This is a genomic window from Phaeodactylibacter sp. (assembly GCF_040219495.1).
Classification (GTDB): Bacteria; Bacteroidota; Bacteroidia; order Chitinophagales; family Saprospiraceae; genus Phaeodactylibacter.
Window position 1 is genome coordinate 1 of sequence record NZ_JAVJSK010000036.1, and the last position, 17,851, is coordinate 17,851.

Here is a 17,851-nt window from a genome sequence, read left to right on the forward strand (position 1 = left end):
ACCAACTCTTGAAAAGTAAGCACCTCCATGAGGGTTTGATAGGTTTGCTTGATTCAACCCCTACCGATGGGGCATTTTGACATGGCTTAAATCGAAGCCACCTTAAAATTCCATCATCTTGTAATTAGCATTGTTTCTTCACAGGCACTATATTTATGGGTGAAAGAAACATTCAGGACACACAACGTTGCACAACAACGTATATAGCTCATAGCTAATTAGGGCATCCTCAAAAAGTCTGACAGCCCCTGTATCCCTTTGCTAGCAAAGCGTTGCAAGTATCACAAATTGCTAAGTAAAGGCCAAAAGTGCAAGGAAAAAGCCCTATTTTGGCAAAAATCCTTGCACTTCGATGATCACCTATACACCGGCCAGCGAGCGTACATTGTCACTGTTTAAGACCCCTTTCGAGCAGAAGCTCGACCCTTCCAACCGATGGGTAAGGATGGCAGGGGTAATGCCATGGGACGAGATGGCCCAGGTGTTTTTCAAGCACATGAGCGAAGGGCACGGCCGTGCGAGCATAGACCTGCGCATCATCCTCGGGCACTGCTGGTCAAGCATATAGAAGGCATCTCCGACGAAGACACGATACAGTATATCCAAGAGAACATTTATGCCCAGTACTTTGTGGGCCTGCCCAGTTTCCAGACGGGCCCGGTGTTCGTGCCGAGCCTTTTCGTGGAGGTGCGCAAGCGGCTCGGGAAGGAAGGTGCCAAGCAGTTGAACGATATAGTGCTGCGCCAAGCTAAGCGTGCCAAGGCAATCAAGCACCGAAAGAAGCCGTCAAAGGGCGGCGGCCAAGGCCCTGTGCCCCCTGCCGGCACAAGCGCCGAGGAAGAGGTTAGCGGGACAGGGGCAAAAGCCAAGGTGCCGAACAAGGGGACCCTGAAAGTAGATGCCACGGTGGCCCCGCAGCATGTGGGCTATCCGACCGACACCCGGCTTTTGGCCGAAGCGCGGCAGTATAGCGAAGAGCTCATTGACAAGCTCTACAAAGGCGGGCTGTGGCAAAAGAAGCCGCGGACTTACCGCCGCCAAGCCCGCAAGGAGTATTTGGCTTTTTCTAAAAAGCGCGCACCGAAAAAGCAGACGGTCAGGCAGGCCCGCGGCAAGCAGCTGCGCTACCTGCGGCGCAACCTGAAGACTATACACAAGATGCTGGACATCCTGGAAGCAAGAGGCATGGCACCCAGCTGGCAGCACCGGGACTGGCAGCGGCTGTGGGTCATACAAGAACTGTACCGGCAGCAGGATATCATGCACCGCGACGGGCGGCGGCGCATAGACAACCGTATCGTGAATATCGCCCAGCCCTACGTGCGCCCCATCCAGCGGGGCAAGGCGGGCAAGAAGACCGAGTTTGGCGCAAAACTCAATATGTCAGAGACGGAAGGCTTCGTCAGGGCCGACCAAATCAGTTTTGACAACTTCAACGAGGGTGGCTTCCTTATGAGCCAGGTAGAGGTTTACAAAGCCTTGTTTGGCTATTATCCCGAGCTGGTACTTGCAGACCGGATATACCTGACCAGAAAAAACCGCAAGGCGCTAAAAGACAAGGGTATACGCAATAGCGGCCTGCCGCTGGGCCGTCGGCCGGCCATGACCCGCAATGAGAAGCAAAAACGCAAAAAAGAACAAAACAAAAGATCAGAAAGGCAAGTTTGGGCAAGCAAAATCAAAATATGGGCTCGATGATATTAAAACAAAGAGGCAAGACACCTCCATGGCCTGTATAGCCCTGATCCTTATGGCGCTTAATGCCATCAAGCTCGGAAGGGCTTTTTTATGCCCTTTTTATGGGCGTGCCGCAGCCTTGACAAGCAACCTTGGCCGACAATTAATATTAAATTTTACACAGGGCTGCAACCAGGTGCTTTCCAGAACCCAAAACTTAATAATACTTCATCGGCTAGCGCCTGCGGCGCTGACTTTTTGAGGATGCCCTAGTTACTTCTTTCGTAAGTTTTTGAAAAGCCTGATGAAGATGTAGATGTGGCTTAGGAATGTCGCTAAACCATAGGTCACAAACATCAGCCAAATGAAGCCAAGGTTTTGATTGTAAAGTTCCAGGCCAAAGAATTGCGGAAAAGCGGTAATTAAATCTCCAAATCCTACGATGTTGAATATCCAAACCAGCGGAATGGCAAAACGCCACTTATTTTTTAGGCCAATAGCGGTTATGATTGCTAAAACAGCCGTGGTGAAGTCTAATATGCCGACTGTGTTTAGAAATTCGGCAGGAAAGCCGTCATAAAACTGCTCTTTTACCATAAAGGACAAGCCTAAATACCGAAACGTATTAAGGAAAACGAAGGGTAAAAGTGCATCCTGAATGGATAGGTTGGCAAGGCGTGGTTTTATCCACCACTGGAAAGCCAGAATTATTGCAATTGTGCCTGTTGTGGCTTGCAAGTTGATAATCGTAAAATTGTCCATCATTTTAAATTGTGTTTGGTACAGCTTGTTTATTGAGTTGTTTGAATATGAATTTTGGAGCAAGTCGGCTCATGAATTTCAGTTGTTTAGAAATTCCTGGCGTGATTTCCTCTTTACCGCTAATGAAATCCTTCCAAAAAATCGTTGCTAATTTTTCGGGTGGCATTGGTTTCAAATTATCGTCTTCGGCAATGTCTGCTCCGTGTGCTAAGGGAGTGTCTACGACTGGTGGTAAAAGTTCAATAACTTTAATACCGTGAGGTTTCAGTTGTGGGCGAATACCTAATGTCCAAAAATGCAAAGCCGATTTTGTGCCTGAATAAACCGGTGCTTGGGCAAATGGCACATAGGCCAATCCTGAAGAGACATTGACCAACACTGCGTTCTTACTTTATTTGAGCAGCGGAAGGAAATAATGCAACATTCTAATGGGCGAATTGTAGTTGATTTCAATTTCCTGCATCTGTTTTTGCAGGTCATTGCTTTCGTTTCCGGCATCGACTAAGTTCATGATGCCGGCATTATTGACAAGGATATCAATGCCGCCAAACTTTTGTTGAACATCACCTGCCAGCGTTCTCACTGCTGCCTCATCTGTTACATCACTTTGGTAGATATGGATTTCAGGATTTTCCTGTTTTACTTTTTTAAGTTTATCGAGATTTCGGCCCGTTATGATGACGGTATGGTCATTCTCCAGGAACTTCCTGGCTAAGGCAAGCCCAATGCCTGATCCTCCACCTGTGATCAGAACTTTTTGATTCGATTGTTTCATTCAAAATTTTAGTTTAAAGTGAACCTGAATTGAGTAGTTTGGCCTGAAACCAAAGCATCAGGGTAGTTGGAATTAATTCAATTAGAATAAGAAAAATGAAAAAGGGGGTAGCAGGGTAGTTGACCAATGCCGCAGCTCTGACAAGACCACCAATGAAAACAGCCACCATTAAGAAGCGGAATAAGGCCGTTTCTGACGGATTCCAAGCCACATAGAAAAACGCCAAAGAGGTAGCCATCCAAATAGCAGCCACATAGCGATGGTTATTATCTGTCATTGGGTCCGTTACGGCAGAATTGTATTTTGCAGTGGCGCCCATAAATCCTGTGGCGGCAGCAATAAGTCCATACAGCACCAGGAAAACACGAATGAATAGTAGCATTATCAGGGTGTTTTAGAGGTTGGTTTGAGAAAGCAATAAGCAGCAATAATTATTGGAATAGCAAAGGGGATATGTTGTATTATATCTGTTGCGCCAACGTTAGGAACGAAACTGCCCCACACCAACATATCCACAACAATCACTAAGAAAAACGTGATTAAATGGAAGTAACCTGCCAATCTAAATTGTTGAAAATAGATAGCCAGCAAAACGAAAATAGGTGGAAGAACATCTCCAACGGCTTTGAAAATGGCGAGAATTTTTGCAAATCGTATGGCAGCATCTGAATCTGGAACTATGGAAAATGAACCTTCGGCAGCAGCAGGGTGCGCTATCCAAAAAACACCAATTCCAATCAGCATGACAGCTGATACGATACTTGCCCAGATGCCAATGCGTATATGTTTTGGCTGGCTCTTAATGGCTAAAAATGACCCTTTTTCCATTCCTTTTGTTAATTTTGCTATTAATTCAGTAGCAAAAGTAATCAAAAGTTTTCATTACTATCAAAACAGTAGTAAAAAAATGAAAAATACTTTCCGCTCCGGTTGTCCAATTGCCTGCACTTTAGATATTCTAGGTGACAAGTGGTCGCTTTTGATCGTTCGGGATATGTTAGTTCAGGGGAAGAAAACGTTCAAAGAATTCTCCAGTTCTCCAGAAGGAATTGCACCGGGCATTTTGTCTTCAAGATTAAAGTGGTTAGAGGGGAACGAGCTGATATCGAAACAAAAGCTACCCGACAACAAAAAGGAAAACATTTATTTATTAACCGAGAAAGGAATAGAGTTAGCTCCTGTGATTACAGAGATCATTTTATGGAGTGATAAGAATTTAAGGAAGCACAATGCAGCTATGTACTCCATTTCAGAAGCAGGTTTCAATCAAGACAAGGTAAAAGTAACCGAGGGGATTCAAAATAATTATCGTGCAATGGTTCATTCCCTTTTAGGTTGAATGTACTTTTTTTAAATTCCGGCAATGGGGGAGCTCCGTGAGGCGCTGGACTCTGGCTCATGAAGCATCAGCAAGCCGTGAGTTGGTATGAAAGGCGCTCCCCGCTAATCTGGCGACTGTCGGGCCATCTACCTGGCTGTTGGCTGCTTTTGTACCTTCGGTACAAACTTTTCGAAAGCTTCTCCATTTTGCTTATATACCCCGTCATTATTCGTTCCTAGCCAAAGCGTCCCGTTGCTGTCTTGGTAAATGGAAACAAGAAGGATAGTTTCAATTCCGTTGTGTATTTCCTGGTTGGAAAGCGATTCTCCATCATATTTCCAAACTCCACCGCCATAAGTTGTCATCCATAAATTCCCTTCTTTATCTGTAATTCCACAGTTGAAATACAGTATTTTATCTTTCACTATTTCTTTGGGCAAAGCTACAGCCTTCACCTTTTCATATCCTTTGCTTAGGTCAGGGTTGATTTTGTATTTACTATGAAAATTGCTTAGCCAGAAATATCCGTCTTTATCTTGAATCATTGAGCGCACACCGGGTACCCTTCCATCCGGAAGCGTTGAGAGTTCCTTTTCGCCAATCCACAAAAATGATTTTCCATCAAAGCGAAACGCCCCTGCATTGATTGTGCCGAACCAGACATTTCCATCTCTATCCTTGTCAATGCCATAAACAGTATAAGGGTTGTACTGCATTTCTTCAAGAGGCATATTAGGATCCATGCTATAGAGTAAAGAATCTTGCCGGGGAAGCGATAAATCATGAAGCCACTCTCCGTCAAAACGATATAAATAATCACCAATCCCATTGAACCACAAATCAGTTGGTTCATTTTTCCATTTGCTGTCTGGTGATTTTATAACCTTTAGGGTCGTCAATTTTGTTCCGTCAAACTTGCTCACACCGATAGGCGTTTCTATATAAATATTGCCCTTTGTATCTTCCTGAATTCCCTGAACCTGATTATGAACCAATCCATCGCTCGTCGTAAATTGCTTTAGCTTTTTCCCATCATAGTGATAAATACCTTTTCCGTTGCTGCCGAACCAAAAGTCCCCTTTTGTGTCCTGATAAACTTTCCAAATTTGGTTATCAAGCTCCGTGACCTTTTTGCCGATTTCAAAAGGTATGATTTCAGCATTTTCAGGCTCAGGTTTCACTTGCCCATTGCAAGAAATCAAGCTGCTGGAAACAAAAATCATCAGGATTAACTTGACCGGATTTATATTCATGTCGATTTTTTTGATTTTAGTTACCGGATAAATGGACCGGCTAGGTGAGGAGGCAGGCTCTAAATTACGGTTTTTAATCGCCCCGCTGCACCACTGACCAAGTTACCAAAACCCAGACTAAGTACAGCACCCAATATGCCTTTTCCTGCTGTATTCATTTTTCGATTTTCAGGATAATACACCTGGAGTCCACATTTAATATTTGTGTGCCATTTTCCATTTCAATTAAGGGGCTATCCCAATAGTTATGGCCACAACAAACAACATTCCTTTTTGAACGCTCCAGCACCGCTCTGATTTTATGGTTTCCAGGTAATTCCGGATTAACGTTATTTGGCCCTTCATGGAGTAATATGAAGTCAGGTTGTGCTAAAAGCAGCTTTTTCAATTCCTTTAAATGCTCACTTTCGTCATTTCTAAAAGGCTTATCAGGGCGTCCTATGATTCCACTTAGGCCCCCAATTTTTAGCGTTTTTACTTTTCTAACCCGGTTATGCAAATAGTAAATCCCTTCTTCCTGTACAAAAGACTTAAACGCTTCGGGTTCTCCAAAATCATCATGATTCCCAGCGACTCCGGCAACAAATCCAAATTTATCGTTAAACGCTCTCCATACATTTTTCACATCTCCAAGCCCCCCTCTTTTATCAAGCCTTGCATACAAATCTCCACATAATAAAACGCCAACTCGTTCTCTGTCTACGCCTTCAAACTCAATCTCAAATAACAGTTGTAAGAAATCCGGTAAAACTTCCCCTAATAATCTTGGCTTGTTTCCCTCAAAAACATTCCCTTGTAAGTCAGATGCTATTATTAAATATTCAATGCCTTCAATCGTTGAATGTCTAACTGACCCCAGGTAAATCGGCAAATCTTCGTCTTTTATCACACGATTCCCACTTGCATCTCTACCTCCTTGTGCAACAACTTTAAAACTAAACCGCTCAATTGGGTCTAAATCATTCAGCTCTATCTTCATTTTTATTGTTTTCCCAGCAACTTAAAATTATTGGCTTTTCACCTTTTAAGTTGCCCGATTCCTGGGAATGCTACCCCAACATCTACTCAGACGGCACAGCCAGGTGCCGGTCAAAGTATTCGATGATCTTGCCAAACAGGTAGCGATCGTAGTTCCGCTCACGGCTCCATCCATGCGTTGCACCCGGTGCAAACGCAAAGTCGAAGTCCTTGCCCTGTTTAATCAGTTCTTCCGCTAACGCGGCTGTCGTCTTGAAGGGTACCACATGGTCCTGCATGCCGTGGATGAACAGGAGTTTATCCTCCAGATTCGCCGCATAGTTGAGGGCTTTCCTTTCGAAGATCTCCGGGTGGGTCTGTGGGGTACGAACAATCGCGACGTCGTCCGTGCCAAAGAACGCCGGGTCAACCGCCGCCGCTGCCGCAACCCCCACCTGAAACAAGCCCGGCTTCATCAATAGCGAATAAACGGAGAGGGTGCCACCGTAACTGCTGCCCCAGATGCCGATGCGGTTGGGGTCGACATAATCCAGGGACTCCATGTAGGCTACGGCACTCGCGTAATCCTCAATGTCCTGGCCGGCAAAGCCCAACAGGAATTCTTCACGGAATGCCCGGCCATAACCGTTGCTGCCGCGTGAATCCACCTGCACGATAACATATCCCTTCCTGACCAACAGCTGCTGTACGAGGCTGTAGTTGCCGGCCCAGCGGTTCCTCGCTGTATTCGAATACACGGGCCCAAACAACACCGGATATTGCTTACCGGGCTGCATATTGGCAGGTTTCAGAATCCGGGCGTGCAGCGTATAGTCATCCACAAGACTGGGGAAACTAACGTATTCCGCCGCCGCCCAGGTCCGCTCCGTGAAGGCGGGCAAGGGCGAGTAGGTTATTCGCGTAGCGTCACCACTCTCGCTGCTTACCACGTAAAGCTCGGGCGGTGAGGTGTCGTTGCTGTGCATGAACACCAGGTGCCGCCCATCCGGTGAGGGGTAGCCATCGTTGCGGCCCGGAAGACGTGTCACCTGCTTGGGATCGCCACCGGACAGATTCAGGCGGTACACGTGCTGTTCGTACGGATTAACGCCGTTGCCTGCATAAAACAGGGCATCACCAGCAACACTTGGGGCGGACAGCACATCGTAGGACGGATCTGTCAGGAGCTGCGGACGATCTCCAGACGGTGAGGCATCGATGGTATAAAGGCCGTAGCGATCACCCCTATCACTTAAGAAAACGACCTGCTTTCCATCCGGATGCCAGGTAGACCCAAACGAGGTGTACATGCGGCTCTCCCGAACGCCCCGCCAAATCTCGCGCACCTGGCTTTCTCCGGGTGCAACGACAAATAACTTACGTTCAACCGCCGTGTCGGATGCGGTATCAACCAGCAGCGTACCGCCCGGTGACCAGTTGAAGTCAATGACCTGATTGGCCTGCGGGTCTGGCAAATTGAGGTACGTAATGCTACCGCTTTCCACATCGAGCAGCCCAACTCTGCGAATCTCGTTTGGATCGCCCGGGTAACCCCGGCGGACCTCGTTGGGATTGGTTTCATCAGCGAGGTAATCCGGGAAGGGCACCTTTCGCATCTCGCGCCGGTCAACGACATGAATCGCGATGGTCTTGCCATCCGGGGACCACTTGTAGGTTGGCCCACTCCAGATGCCCGGGCCGATTTCACGTTCCGGTCGGCTGTAACGCCCTTTCGGTAAGTCCGAAAGACTGGCAATGCCGATCTCAGTGAGCGGTCGATTCTGTTTGGAAGTGAAGTCCGCAAGCCACAGGTCACCGTTGCTTATATACGCAGCTTGGTTGCCGTTTGGCGATATCGACAGGTTATGTGCACCTTCCTCGACGGGCATCAATTGGAGGTCCTCACCCTGGCTCAGCGATGTCAGCCATAGGTGGCCACCTCGCAGGCTAACGATGGTATTCGCGTCGGCCCAGACCATATCGCGCACGGACGCGGAGGCCGTATCGGAACGGAGGCGCACTTCCTTCCCATCGCTTGTGGATACCCAGAGGCCACGCCCGGGATTTCCTGGTTCACTCCAGGAAAAGGCGAAGTGCTCGCTGTTCGGTGCCCACGCAGGCCGGGACGGGGTTGTACCCGTCAGTTTTGGCGTTGCGAACAGGTCATCAAGTGTGAGCTCACCTTCCTGTGCTGTGCCTGCTGCGGGCATCGCCATCAGTAAGCCTGCCACTACCCATATTTGCCAAAAAGAGATCTGTTGCATGTGTTTGCTTTTAGTAGACTTTATTCGAAGTAATTTTGCATAGCAGAAAAATTGTCTTTTGCTTTCACTCTGCGTTTTGCCATGATCAAAATTACAGTTTTTGATCTGTAATCTAGTCTGAGCAATTAAGGGGCTGTTACATTGCCTTGGCGTTCTTTTTTTTGACAAACCGGTAATCCCAAAACGGTTTTCCATTACCAGAATCCTGGTAAAATGGGGGCAGAACCCTATTTGTCCGGCTTTTGTCCGGTTGGGTTTTGCATAAAAAGCCTGGAGTATGAGGCATCTTTGAGCCGAAATATTCACACACGACCTAAGAAACATGACCCCTGTCCGCTTTTTAATCCTAAGGGACTTCATTTTCCCTTTATCGCTATTAATGGATGATGGTACTACTCTTGGAGCAAGAGTAGTACCACCCCTCACCTATTGCAGCCCAAAAAAGAGCTGACAGCCTGTAAAACACTGAATGCTAATTACAAATCCTTATCTGTACATGAAAACAACACTTCTACTTAAAACCGCTAGACCATGGTCTTCTTTCCGAAAAGAAAGTAACCCAACAAACGCTCCTTCTACCCGTAGTCGGGGAGGGCTCCCGCAATTACTCCTACTTTTTAGTCTCTTTCTGACCTTATCGGTGTATGCGAAGTCCTCTATCCCTGATTTTTCTACAGCCACCGACAATCTGTATTTGAATAACGAATCCACAACAGGCGTTTCGGGAGGCGCCCTCCATTTCGATGGCGTGGACGACCATGTGGCCACCTGCACCAGCACGACTTTGGCCGATGGCGATGTGGTCACTTGTGAAATGACGAGCAATGACCCTTGCGCCGACCCAACGATGGCGACGAGCAATGAAATAACGATGGAGGTGGCCGCACCCGCTTGCGCTTGGACTTCCCAAACCTCCGCAGCAGACAACGACTGGTTTTCCGTGACCTACGGCAATGGCTTATTTGTCGCTGTAGCAAGTTCTGGCACTGGCAACCGGGTGATGACCAGCCCCGATGGCATCAATTGGACCAGCCAAACCGCTGCGGCGGACAATGATTGGCGTTCCGTGACCTACGGCAATGGCTTGTTTGTCGCCGTAGCAGATTCAGGCACGGGCAACCGGGTGATGACCAGCTCCGATGGCATCAACTGGACCAGCCGAACCGCTGCGGCGGACAACGAATGGCTTTCCGTGACGTACGGTAATGACCTGTTTGTCGCTGTGGCGCAGACCGGCAGCGGCAACCGGGTGATGACCAGCCCCGATGGCATCACCTGGACCAGCCGAACCGCTGCAGCGAGTAATGTATGGACATCTGTGACCTACGGCAATGGCCTGTTTGTCGCTGTGGCATATGCGGGCCTTGCCGACCGGGTAATGACCAGTCCCGATGGCATCAATTGGACCAGCCAAACCGCTGCAGCGAACAACGAATGGCTTTCTGTGACCTATGGCAATGGCTTGTTTGTCGCTGTAGCAACTTCAGGCACCGGCAACCGGGTGATGACCAGCCCCGATGGGATTACCTGGACTCCCCAGTCTAATCCAGCAGATAATAATTGGCGGTCCGTGACCTACGGCGATGGACTATTTGTTGCCGTTACAAGTACAGGTACCGGCAACCGGGTGATGACCAGCCCCGATGGTATCACCTGGACTATCCAAACCTCTGCAGCGGACAACGCTTGGCGGTCCGTGACCTACGGCAATGGCATGTTTGCCGCCGTAGCAAGTTCTGGTACCGGCAACCGGGTAATGACCAGTACTTGCAGTGCTCCTGTATCCTGCACTTTCACCCCAACTGATATCGTGGTTTCAGGCCTGGACAATGGTTATGAAATCTATAATGGTACTTATACGCCCAACGGTTCTATGAATGGAGCGCCCGTGTGGAGTTTTGGTAATGCCTCCATTATATTTGATGGAACCTTTTGGAATATCGAAACAGTTACTGAACCAATCGCAATAAATTTTGGTGGCGCTGTTGATAATTTGCCCTGCACAGGTTGGTTATCCGAAGGTTCGGCTTCTCCTGACCTGAGCGGCGGCTGTGGCAGTTTGTCCGGAACGCTCATCCCGGCTGTATCCATCGCCGCCAGCCCAAGCGGCAGCATCACCCCCGGCACCTCCGTCACCTTCACCGCCACCCCGACGAACGGCGGCACTGCCCCTTCCTACCAATGGAAGGTAAGTGGTACTGATGTAGGCTCGAACAGCACCACCTATACCACCGATGCTTTGGAAAATGGCGATGTGGTCACCTGTGTAATGACCAACAACAACCCTTGCGCCTCGCCAGCATTTCCAGAAAGTAATGCAATAACGATGGAGGTCGGGGCCTTCCCTGCTCCTTCTTTTACCGGGCTGGACGAAGCCTATTGCGACCTGGATGCTCCGGTCACCCTAACCGGTAACCTGCCCGCTGCTTTGGGCAGTTTTTCCGGTCCCGGTATCACCGATAATGGGAATGGCACGGCTACTTTCACGCCCGGCAATGCCATTGGCACGGGGACCATCAGTTACGCGACCACTACCACCGGTACTGGAGGCTGGGCAAGCGTTTCCGCCGGTTCGTTCCATACTATCGGCTTAAGAACCGACGGCACGCTCTGGGCCTGGGGTGATAATGAAGACTATGGCCAATACGGAATTGGCAGCTTTGTGAGTAGTGAAATCCCTGTTCAGATAGGTACGGATACGGATTGGGCCAAAGTAACCACTGGTGATAATTTCACCATAGCCCTTAAAACAGACGGCACCCTGTGGGCATGGGGACGAAATAATCGTGGCCAATTGGGAATAGGCTCTTTCATGGATAGCAACATCCCCGTGCAAATTGGGAGCGACACCGACTGGGCCAGTATCAGCGCAAGGAGGTTTCATGCCGTTGCCTTAAAAACGGACGGCACACTATGGGCTTGGGGATATAATGTTTTTGGACAATTGGGCGATGGCACCAATACCAACCGTGATGCGCCGGTGCAAATTGGGAGTGACAATGACTGGGCCAGCGCTGGTGCAGGAGGACTTTATACCCTCGCTACAAAAACGGATGGCACCCTTTGGTCATGGGGGCGTAATGAGCAAGGTCAATTAGGAAATGGCAACAATACCGACACCAATATGCCAGGACAAGTCGGTTCAGCGACGGACTGGGCCAAGGTGGTGCCCGGCGATTTCGAGGCATTTGCCTTTAAAACAAATGGCTCGCTATGGGCATGGGGACTGAACACGAGTGGACAACTGGGAATTGGGAACAACACCAACCAAAACGCCCCGGTACAGGTAGGTACCGATACGGATTGGGTCACCATGGACGCTGATTATTCTTGCCATGCCATTAAATCAGACGGCACACTCTGGGGATGGGGTCAGAACTGGGATGGGCAGCTTGGTGATGGTTCATCTGGCGCCCCTATCAATGCCCCTAAACAAATCGGCACCATCAATGATTGGGCCCTTGTCTCGAGGGGGAATGAAAATGCCTTCGCCATCAGAAGCAATGGCAGCCTTTATGCCGCTGGGAGCAATAACTATTTCCAGCTCGGCGATGGTACCGATATGAATAGAAATACTTTCACGAAAGTAATATCTGCTGTTTTCACGGCTGATGTGACCGTCGAAGTTTGCGTGGATTTTGCCGGACTTGACCCAACCTACTGTGCAAATGACAGCCCGGTTACGCTTACCGGTAACCGGGTGCCCGACGGCACCTTCACTGGCCCGGGCATCACCGACAACGGCGATGGCACAGCTACTTTTGACCCCGCCGGGGCAGGCACTGGAGGAACTGTGACCTATACCTACGAAGTAGGCACTCCTTGGGCCGTTGTTTCAGGAGGTGGTGAAAATACCATGGGTATCAAAGCAGATGGCTCCCTCTGGGGCTGGGGCGACAACTCAGATGGCCAATTGGGCAATGGTACCTATGATGATAATTACCTCCCTGAACAGGTAGGTGCGGCTACCGACTGGGCCGACATCAGCTTGGGCTATTACCATACCTTGGCCGTCAAAACGGATGGAACACTCTGGGGATGGGGATATGGTGGTTACGGAGAACTGGGCCCCAATGCAGACGATTATAACGAAAACCCATTACAGATAGGAACGGCTACCGATTGGGTAAAGGTACAGGCAGGTTATTATTTTAGTGTAGCCCAGAAGGCGGACGGAAGTTTATGGGCCTGGGGCTATAATGGATATGGACAACTGGGCGATGGTACGGATGATGATAATGATGAGCCTACCAAGATTGGAACTGCTACCGATTGGGCCAGTTTTGCAACCAATGAATATGCTTACCATGTGCTTGCCACCAAAACCGATGGCTCCCTGTGGGCATGGGGCGATAATGGATATGGACAACTGGGCGATGGTACGGATGATGAGCAATATACCCCCACGAGAATTGGTATGGAAACCAACTGGGCGATGGTGAGTGCAGGCGAAGAACACTCCCTTGCCCTCAAAACCGATGGTACCCTTTGGGCATGGGGCTATAATGGAAATGGACAACTGGGCGACGGAACATTTGATGATAGAATGGTACCTGTACAAATAGGTACTGCTACCGATTGGTCAACTATTATGGCTTCTACGGCAACATCTTATGCCATCAAAACCGATGGTACCCTGTGGGCCTGGGGCTATAATGAAGAAGGGCAGTACGGTAATGGAACTACTACTGATAGCAATGTCCCTGTTCAGTCCGGCACCGCTACCGACTGGGTACAGTTAGAAAGCGGGTACTATTATGCCTTGAGCATTAAACCGGACGGCAACCTGGTCGCCTGGGGTTACAATTCAGATGGAATGCTGGGTGACGGCACGGACGAGGATAGCTATGTGCCCATCGTGGTAGGCGAGCCTGTGGTGTCTATTCCTGTTACTGCGACGGTGGTGATATTACCTACCGTGACAGGCATCACCATCGACAACATCAGTGAGGCCGAATGCAACAACACCACCTGCACCACCGACGATACCTACACCGCCGATGTGACGGTGACCTACAGTGAAAAACCTGCCAGCGGCACCCTCTCGCTTACTGGCCCGAACATTGCCGTTTCGGTACCGGCGGTGGATGTATCTGGCATTGGCGCTACGTCGCACACCTTCACGGGCGTGGAGATGCTCGCCGATGGCGGCGATATTGAATTGACCAGCGTCTTTTCGGCCTCGGCTGGGTGCAGTTATACTGATAATGCAGTAGGCACGGCGCCTGAGTGTGGCGGCTCATTCACCCCTGCCGAAATCACAGTGTCGGGCTTTGGCTGTTTTGGACCTAACGGTACTTACTTTCCTGTCGGCATGGTAAATGGCGCCCCCATCTGGCAGTCCATGAACGATTTTTTCATCTTCTGGGATGGCGAATGGCTCATCGCAGAACTTGATTTTATGGGCAATACTACGGCATGGTCTGCCAACTCAACTGGCTCCGCTACCAACCTGCCCTGTACCGGTGGCTGGACTGACCCGCAAGGTTGTGCATTATCCTCGGGATCTATTGCCCTGAGCGGCGGCTGTGGCAACCTCAGCGGCGGCAGTGGCTCAGCTTGCGACATCACCGACATCAGCCTCGACAACACCAGCGGCTGCGACGACAACGGCACCATCGATGACACCGATGACTACTTCACCACAGACGTAACGGTGACCTTTGCTTATGCGCCAACTGATGGTACCCTGACCTTGAAGCTGGGGAATACGACTCTGGCGACTACGGAGGCCGATCTGACCTGTACAACTACTTATACTTTTACAGGAGTGCAACTGCCTTCAGATGGCAACGATCTTATCCTGACAGCCGCGTTTTCATCAGACTGTAGTTTCACCAGTGCTACGCTCATGACCGCGCCTGAGCCCTGCTCCTGCGAACCAACATCTGACTTTACAGCATGCCCTGGCGAGCTTTCTGTAAATGTAGATCCGGATGCCTGTTCAGCCTTGGTGAGCTACGATGCAATAGCAAATGGCATACCAGAACCAAGCTACAATTATGTGTTCTCAGGTGCTACTATTGCGAATGGTGACGGAACGGGAAGTAGCAGCGCTTTTGAAGTAGGCACAACAGAGGTTGTTATTACAGGTACGAACGATTGCGGCTCAGCAACCTGCGAATTCAGCATCACGGTCATCGACAATATTGCCCCTGAGGCTCAATGCCAGAACCGGACCATTCAGTTGGATGCGGGAGGAAGTGCGAGTATTGCTCCCGATGAGGTGAACAACAACTCTACAGACGCTTGCGGTATCGCCAGCCTGACGCTTAGCCCTATGCATTTCAACTGTGAGGATCTGGGCCAAAACATGGTGACCCTGACGGCTACCGATGTAAATGGTAACTCCGCTTTGTGCATGGCAACAGTAACCGTGGAAATCGGTACTGCCCTGCCCCTTCCGTGGACCGCCAATGATATCGGCGATCAGGGCGATGGCAGCAGCTACACCTACGACCCCTGCGCCGGCGACAACCCGGACCTTGGCGACTTCAGCATCAGCACCGGAGGGTACAATCTTATTCCACAGGACAGTGACAACCTGGCTTTTGCCAGCGTACCCCTGTGCGGCAACGGCGGTATTCAGGCCCGCATCGAGAGCGTTCAGGGCGGCTACGCCGGGCTCATGATCCGGGAGAGCAGCGCACCGGGCGCGAAAATGATTGCGGTCTATTCTAACCTGACCAATCTGCTGCGGCGCGAAATCCGGACGATGGAAAATGGGCAACGGAGCAGTAGCAACCTATATGCTTCCTTCCCATACTGGCTGAGACTGAGACGCCAGGGAGACTACATCCGCGCCTTCTATCGCAATACCGATAATGGCGACTGGCAGCTGTTCCATCAGGCTTACCTGCCGATGGGCAACTGCGTGGAAATGGGCCTGGCGGTATTTACCACCGACCCCAGCGGCGATGCCAGCGCGGTTTTTGGAAAGGTCATGTACCAAAGCAACGGGGGCGCCAATTTGTCCACGCCTAACGACCTGACCTGGGCAACAGCAACTCCCGAAGTGCCCAAAGCCAGCGTACTGCCGAATCCGGTACGGGGCGCGTTCACCCTGCGCTTCAACCTGCCCCTGACTGCGGAAGGCACTGCTACCCTGCTCAATGAGTTCGGGCAGCGTATAGCCCAACAGCCCCTGCGCAGCGGTGAGACGGAACTGTACTGGGATGCCGGAGACCTTCCCGCCGGCTTGTACTTCCTCGAAGCGGTAACCGAAGACGGTTACCGGGAGGTACTGAAGGTGGTGCGGTAGTAGCGGTAAAAGCTTGACCGAAACGAAGCTAAAATGTAAGGAGTAATTTCCAGCACAGCCCTGAGGCAATGCCGTCTCAGGGCTTTTTTATACCGTATTGGGACTTTTATCTTCTAGTCGAAACTAACCACTTTTTGGTTAGACGAGGCACGAAAACCGGAGTTTAGCCTGAGTTAAATAGCCTGTCCCGCAGTTTGCGGGAAGGATTTATGGTTCTGGCAAAGTCACTAAATTTGAGTTTAGCGGGCTAAATGAACATTTAGTGAGGAAGTCAGAGCTTGCCCCGCATTTCTGCGGGGTTCATAAAACGTTGATTTGCAATAGCAACGAGCTCCAAATAGGCGCTAAGGCTTAATGAGTTTATACGTATGCTGGCCATCATCATTTTGAGCCGTCAGGAGGTAAAAGCCTTTTGGCAAATCCCATACGTCAAGCTGAGTATTAGCGCTGCCTTCCAGCCGGGCCTGCCGCAGTATCCTGCCATGTACATCGCTGATCCTGTAATCGACGGCTTTGACAGAAGTATTGGCTACGGTGAGGGTCTCCCGAAAGGGATTGGGAAAGAAATCCAAGAGCCTGACGGTGGTCTCGGGCCCGTCCACACTCGTTATATTCAGGGTTTCGTCAATGGCCCGCAGGAGGGAGAGGTCTGAAAAGTGGTCTTGCCCCAGCTCCCAGATCATAATACCCGCAAGCTGTGCATGTGCCAATTGCGTTTTTTGTACAATAGTGGGTATACCGTTGTAGTACACCTGATCGACCTGATCGACCCAGGCATTTTCTGGGTCCCAGTCCACGATAGTGCCATAGCGTCGGGAAACCACCGGCGTCCCCCCGAAGTCGTAACCATAAAATGGGACCCCGAGAGTAAGTTTGGACTTGGGTACGCCCTGCCCCTGCCAGTAGAACATGGCATTGAGCGCGAAGGAATAGGGCGAGTGCGGACCAGGGTTATTCGGTGCCCAGGAACCAGTCAGGTCATAGGCCATCATATTGATCCAGTCATAGGCCGCCAAAGCTTCATCGGTAATATCCGGGTAGCGATGGGTGCCGGGCAGTGCTGCGGTAAGCGTCAGCCCATGCGCAGTAACTGAATCGCGTAGTTCCAGTACGAAGGGGCTGTATTTTTCATTGACGTGGCTCCACTCGAGATCAAAATCAATACCATCGAGTTCGTGGACCTCTACGTATTGCATGATTTTATGAATGAAAGCCGAGCGGTTTTGGGGCAGCATCAGGTGTTCCCAGGCTTGCTCCCATTCGTCGGTCAGGGCACCACCGGCAAGGGAAATATAAACGTCCACGCCTGCGGCTTTTGCCGCACTGACAATTGGGGTGATATCCTGCCCACCGATATCGAGGTTGCCCTCCATATCCGGATTGGCAAAAGACAAGTTGAGGTGGGTCAATCGTTCGTACTCGATCTGGCTGTTGTAGGAAAAGCGGTAATAGGGCAAATAGCCGATGACTTTGAAGTCTTGCTGTGCCGTGAGCGGGCCCATTGCTATTGCGAAAGTCAGGAGTAGCAGTATACGTTTCAAATCTTTAGGTTTTAGTGATTCAGACGTATAAAGCTAACCA

The 17,851-nt window shown here is 50.0% G+C and carries 11 protein-coding genes and 2 pseudogenes; 5 read left to right on the top strand and 8 right to left on the bottom strand.

The features are described 5' to 3' along the window. Positions 1-352: 352 nt before the first annotated feature. From RIC19_RS05050 to RIC19_RS05060, 3 genes and pseudogenes are all read left to right on the top strand, one after another. Positions 353-568, top strand: a complete 216-nt coding sequence (locus RIC19_RS05050) for a hypothetical protein (RefSeq protein WP_350177238.1) — start codon at positions 353-355, stop codon at positions 566-568. After that, positions 565-639, top strand: a pseudogene (locus RIC19_RS25745) (hypothetical protein); the annotation flags it as partial. The gene RIC19_RS05050 and the pseudogene RIC19_RS25745, both read left to right, overlap by 4 nt. Positions 640-666: 27 nt before the next feature. After that, entirely contained in the window at positions 667-1,698 is a 1,032-nt protein-coding gene (locus RIC19_RS05060) for a transposase (protein ID WP_350177237.1), read from the top strand. Positions 1,699-1,950: 252 nt separating this feature from the next. On the opposite strand, the gene RIC19_RS05065 is transcribed toward RIC19_RS05060, so the two are convergent. The 4 genes and pseudogenes from RIC19_RS05065 to RIC19_RS05080 all read right to left on the bottom strand — a co-directional run bounded on the left by RIC19_RS05065 (position 1,951) and on the right by RIC19_RS05080 (position 4,087). Beyond that, entirely contained in the window at positions 1,951-2,442 is a 492-nt protein-coding gene (locus RIC19_RS05065) for a DUF8737 domain-containing protein (protein WP_350177207.1), read from the bottom strand. Between the two features lies 1 nt (position 2,443). Further along, a pseudogene (locus RIC19_RS05070) lies at positions 2,444-3,214 on the bottom strand (SDR family oxidoreductase). Between the two features lie 13 nt (positions 3,215-3,227). Beyond that, positions 3,228-3,596: a DUF4345 family protein gene (locus RIC19_RS05075; RefSeq protein ID WP_350177208.1), complete on the bottom strand. Its 369-nt coding sequence runs from the start codon at positions 3,594-3,596 to the stop codon at positions 3,228-3,230. Positions 3,597-3,598: 2 nt separating this feature from the next. Further along, a complete protein-coding gene (locus RIC19_RS05080; RefSeq protein ID WP_350177209.1) occupies positions 3,599-4,087 on the bottom strand; it encodes a DUF4267 domain-containing protein in 489 nt (162 codons plus the stop codon). A gap of 34 nt (positions 4,088-4,121) precedes the next feature. Here RIC19_RS05080 and RIC19_RS05085 point away from each other — a divergent pair, with 34 nt between their 5' ends. After that, a complete protein-coding gene (locus RIC19_RS05085) occupies positions 4,122-4,553 on the top strand; it encodes a winged helix-turn-helix transcriptional regulator (protein ID WP_044228031.1) in 432 nt (143 codons plus the stop codon). A gap of 128 nt (positions 4,554-4,681) precedes the next feature. On the opposite strand, the gene RIC19_RS05090 is transcribed toward RIC19_RS05085, so the two are convergent. The 3 genes from RIC19_RS05090 to RIC19_RS05100 all read right to left on the bottom strand — a co-directional run bounded on the left by RIC19_RS05090 (position 4,682) and on the right by RIC19_RS05100 (position 9,009). Next, a complete protein-coding gene (locus RIC19_RS05090) occupies positions 4,682-5,788 on the bottom strand; it encodes a ligand-binding sensor domain-containing protein (RefSeq protein ID WP_350177210.1) in 1,107 nt (368 codons plus the stop codon). Positions 5,789-5,942: 154 nt separating this feature from the next. Beyond that, positions 5,943-6,767 carry a metallophosphoesterase family protein gene (locus tag RIC19_RS05095; protein ID WP_350177211.1) on the bottom strand — a complete coding sequence of 275 codons (825 nt, stop codon included), beginning with the start codon at positions 6,765-6,767 and terminating at the stop codon, positions 5,943-5,945. An 82-nt stretch (positions 6,768-6,849) separates the two neighbouring features. Continuing rightward, complete coding sequence (locus RIC19_RS05100) at positions 6,850-9,009, bottom strand: S9 family peptidase (protein WP_350177212.1); 2,160 nt, start codon at positions 9,007-9,009, stop codon at positions 6,850-6,852. 496 nt (positions 9,010-9,505) lie between these two features. On the opposite strand from RIC19_RS05100, the gene RIC19_RS05105 reads away from it, so the two are divergent. After that, a complete protein-coding gene (locus RIC19_RS05105) occupies positions 9,506-16,270 on the top strand; it encodes an RCC1 domain-containing protein (RefSeq protein ID WP_350177213.1) in 6,765 nt (2,254 codons plus the stop codon). Between the two features lie 344 nt (positions 16,271-16,614). Here RIC19_RS05105 and RIC19_RS05110 read toward each other — a convergent pair whose 3' ends face one another. Beyond that, entirely contained in the window at positions 16,615-17,811 is a 1,197-nt protein-coding gene (locus tag RIC19_RS05110; protein WP_350177214.1) for a glycosyl hydrolase family 18 protein, read from the bottom strand. Between the last annotated feature and the right edge of the window lie 40 nt (positions 17,812-17,851).

What these genes read in the sequence shown, in the direction of transcription:
- RIC19_RS05050 (WP_350177238.1), top strand. Translation starts at nt 353, where the DNA reads ATGATCACCTATACACCGGCCAGCGAGCGTACATTGTCACTGTTTAAG.
- RIC19_RS05065 (WP_350177207.1), bottom strand. Translation starts at nt 2,442, where the DNA reads ATGATGGACAATTTTACGATTATCAACTTGCAAGCCACAACAGGCACA.
- RIC19_RS05075 (WP_350177208.1), bottom strand. Translation starts at nt 3,596, where the DNA reads ATGCTACTATTCATTCGTGTTTTCCTGGTGCTGTATGGACTTATTGCT.
- RIC19_RS05085 (WP_044228031.1), top strand. Translation starts at nt 4,122, where the DNA reads ATGAAAAATACTTTCCGCTCCGGTTGTCCAATTGCCTGCACTTTAGAT.
- RIC19_RS05090 (WP_350177210.1), bottom strand. Translation starts at nt 5,788, where the DNA reads ATGAATATAAATCCGGTCAAGTTAATCCTGATGATTTTTGTTTCCAGC.
- RIC19_RS05095 (WP_350177211.1), bottom strand. Translation starts at nt 6,767, where the DNA reads ATGAAGATAGAGCTGAATGATTTAGACCCAATTGAGCGGTTTAGTTTT.
- RIC19_RS05100 (WP_350177212.1), bottom strand. Translation starts at nt 9,009, where the DNA reads ATGCAACAGATCTCTTTTTGGCAAATATGGGTAGTGGCAGGCTTACTG.
- RIC19_RS05105 (WP_350177213.1), top strand. Translation starts at nt 9,506, where the DNA reads ATGAAAACAACACTTCTACTTAAAACCGCTAGACCATGGTCTTCTTTC.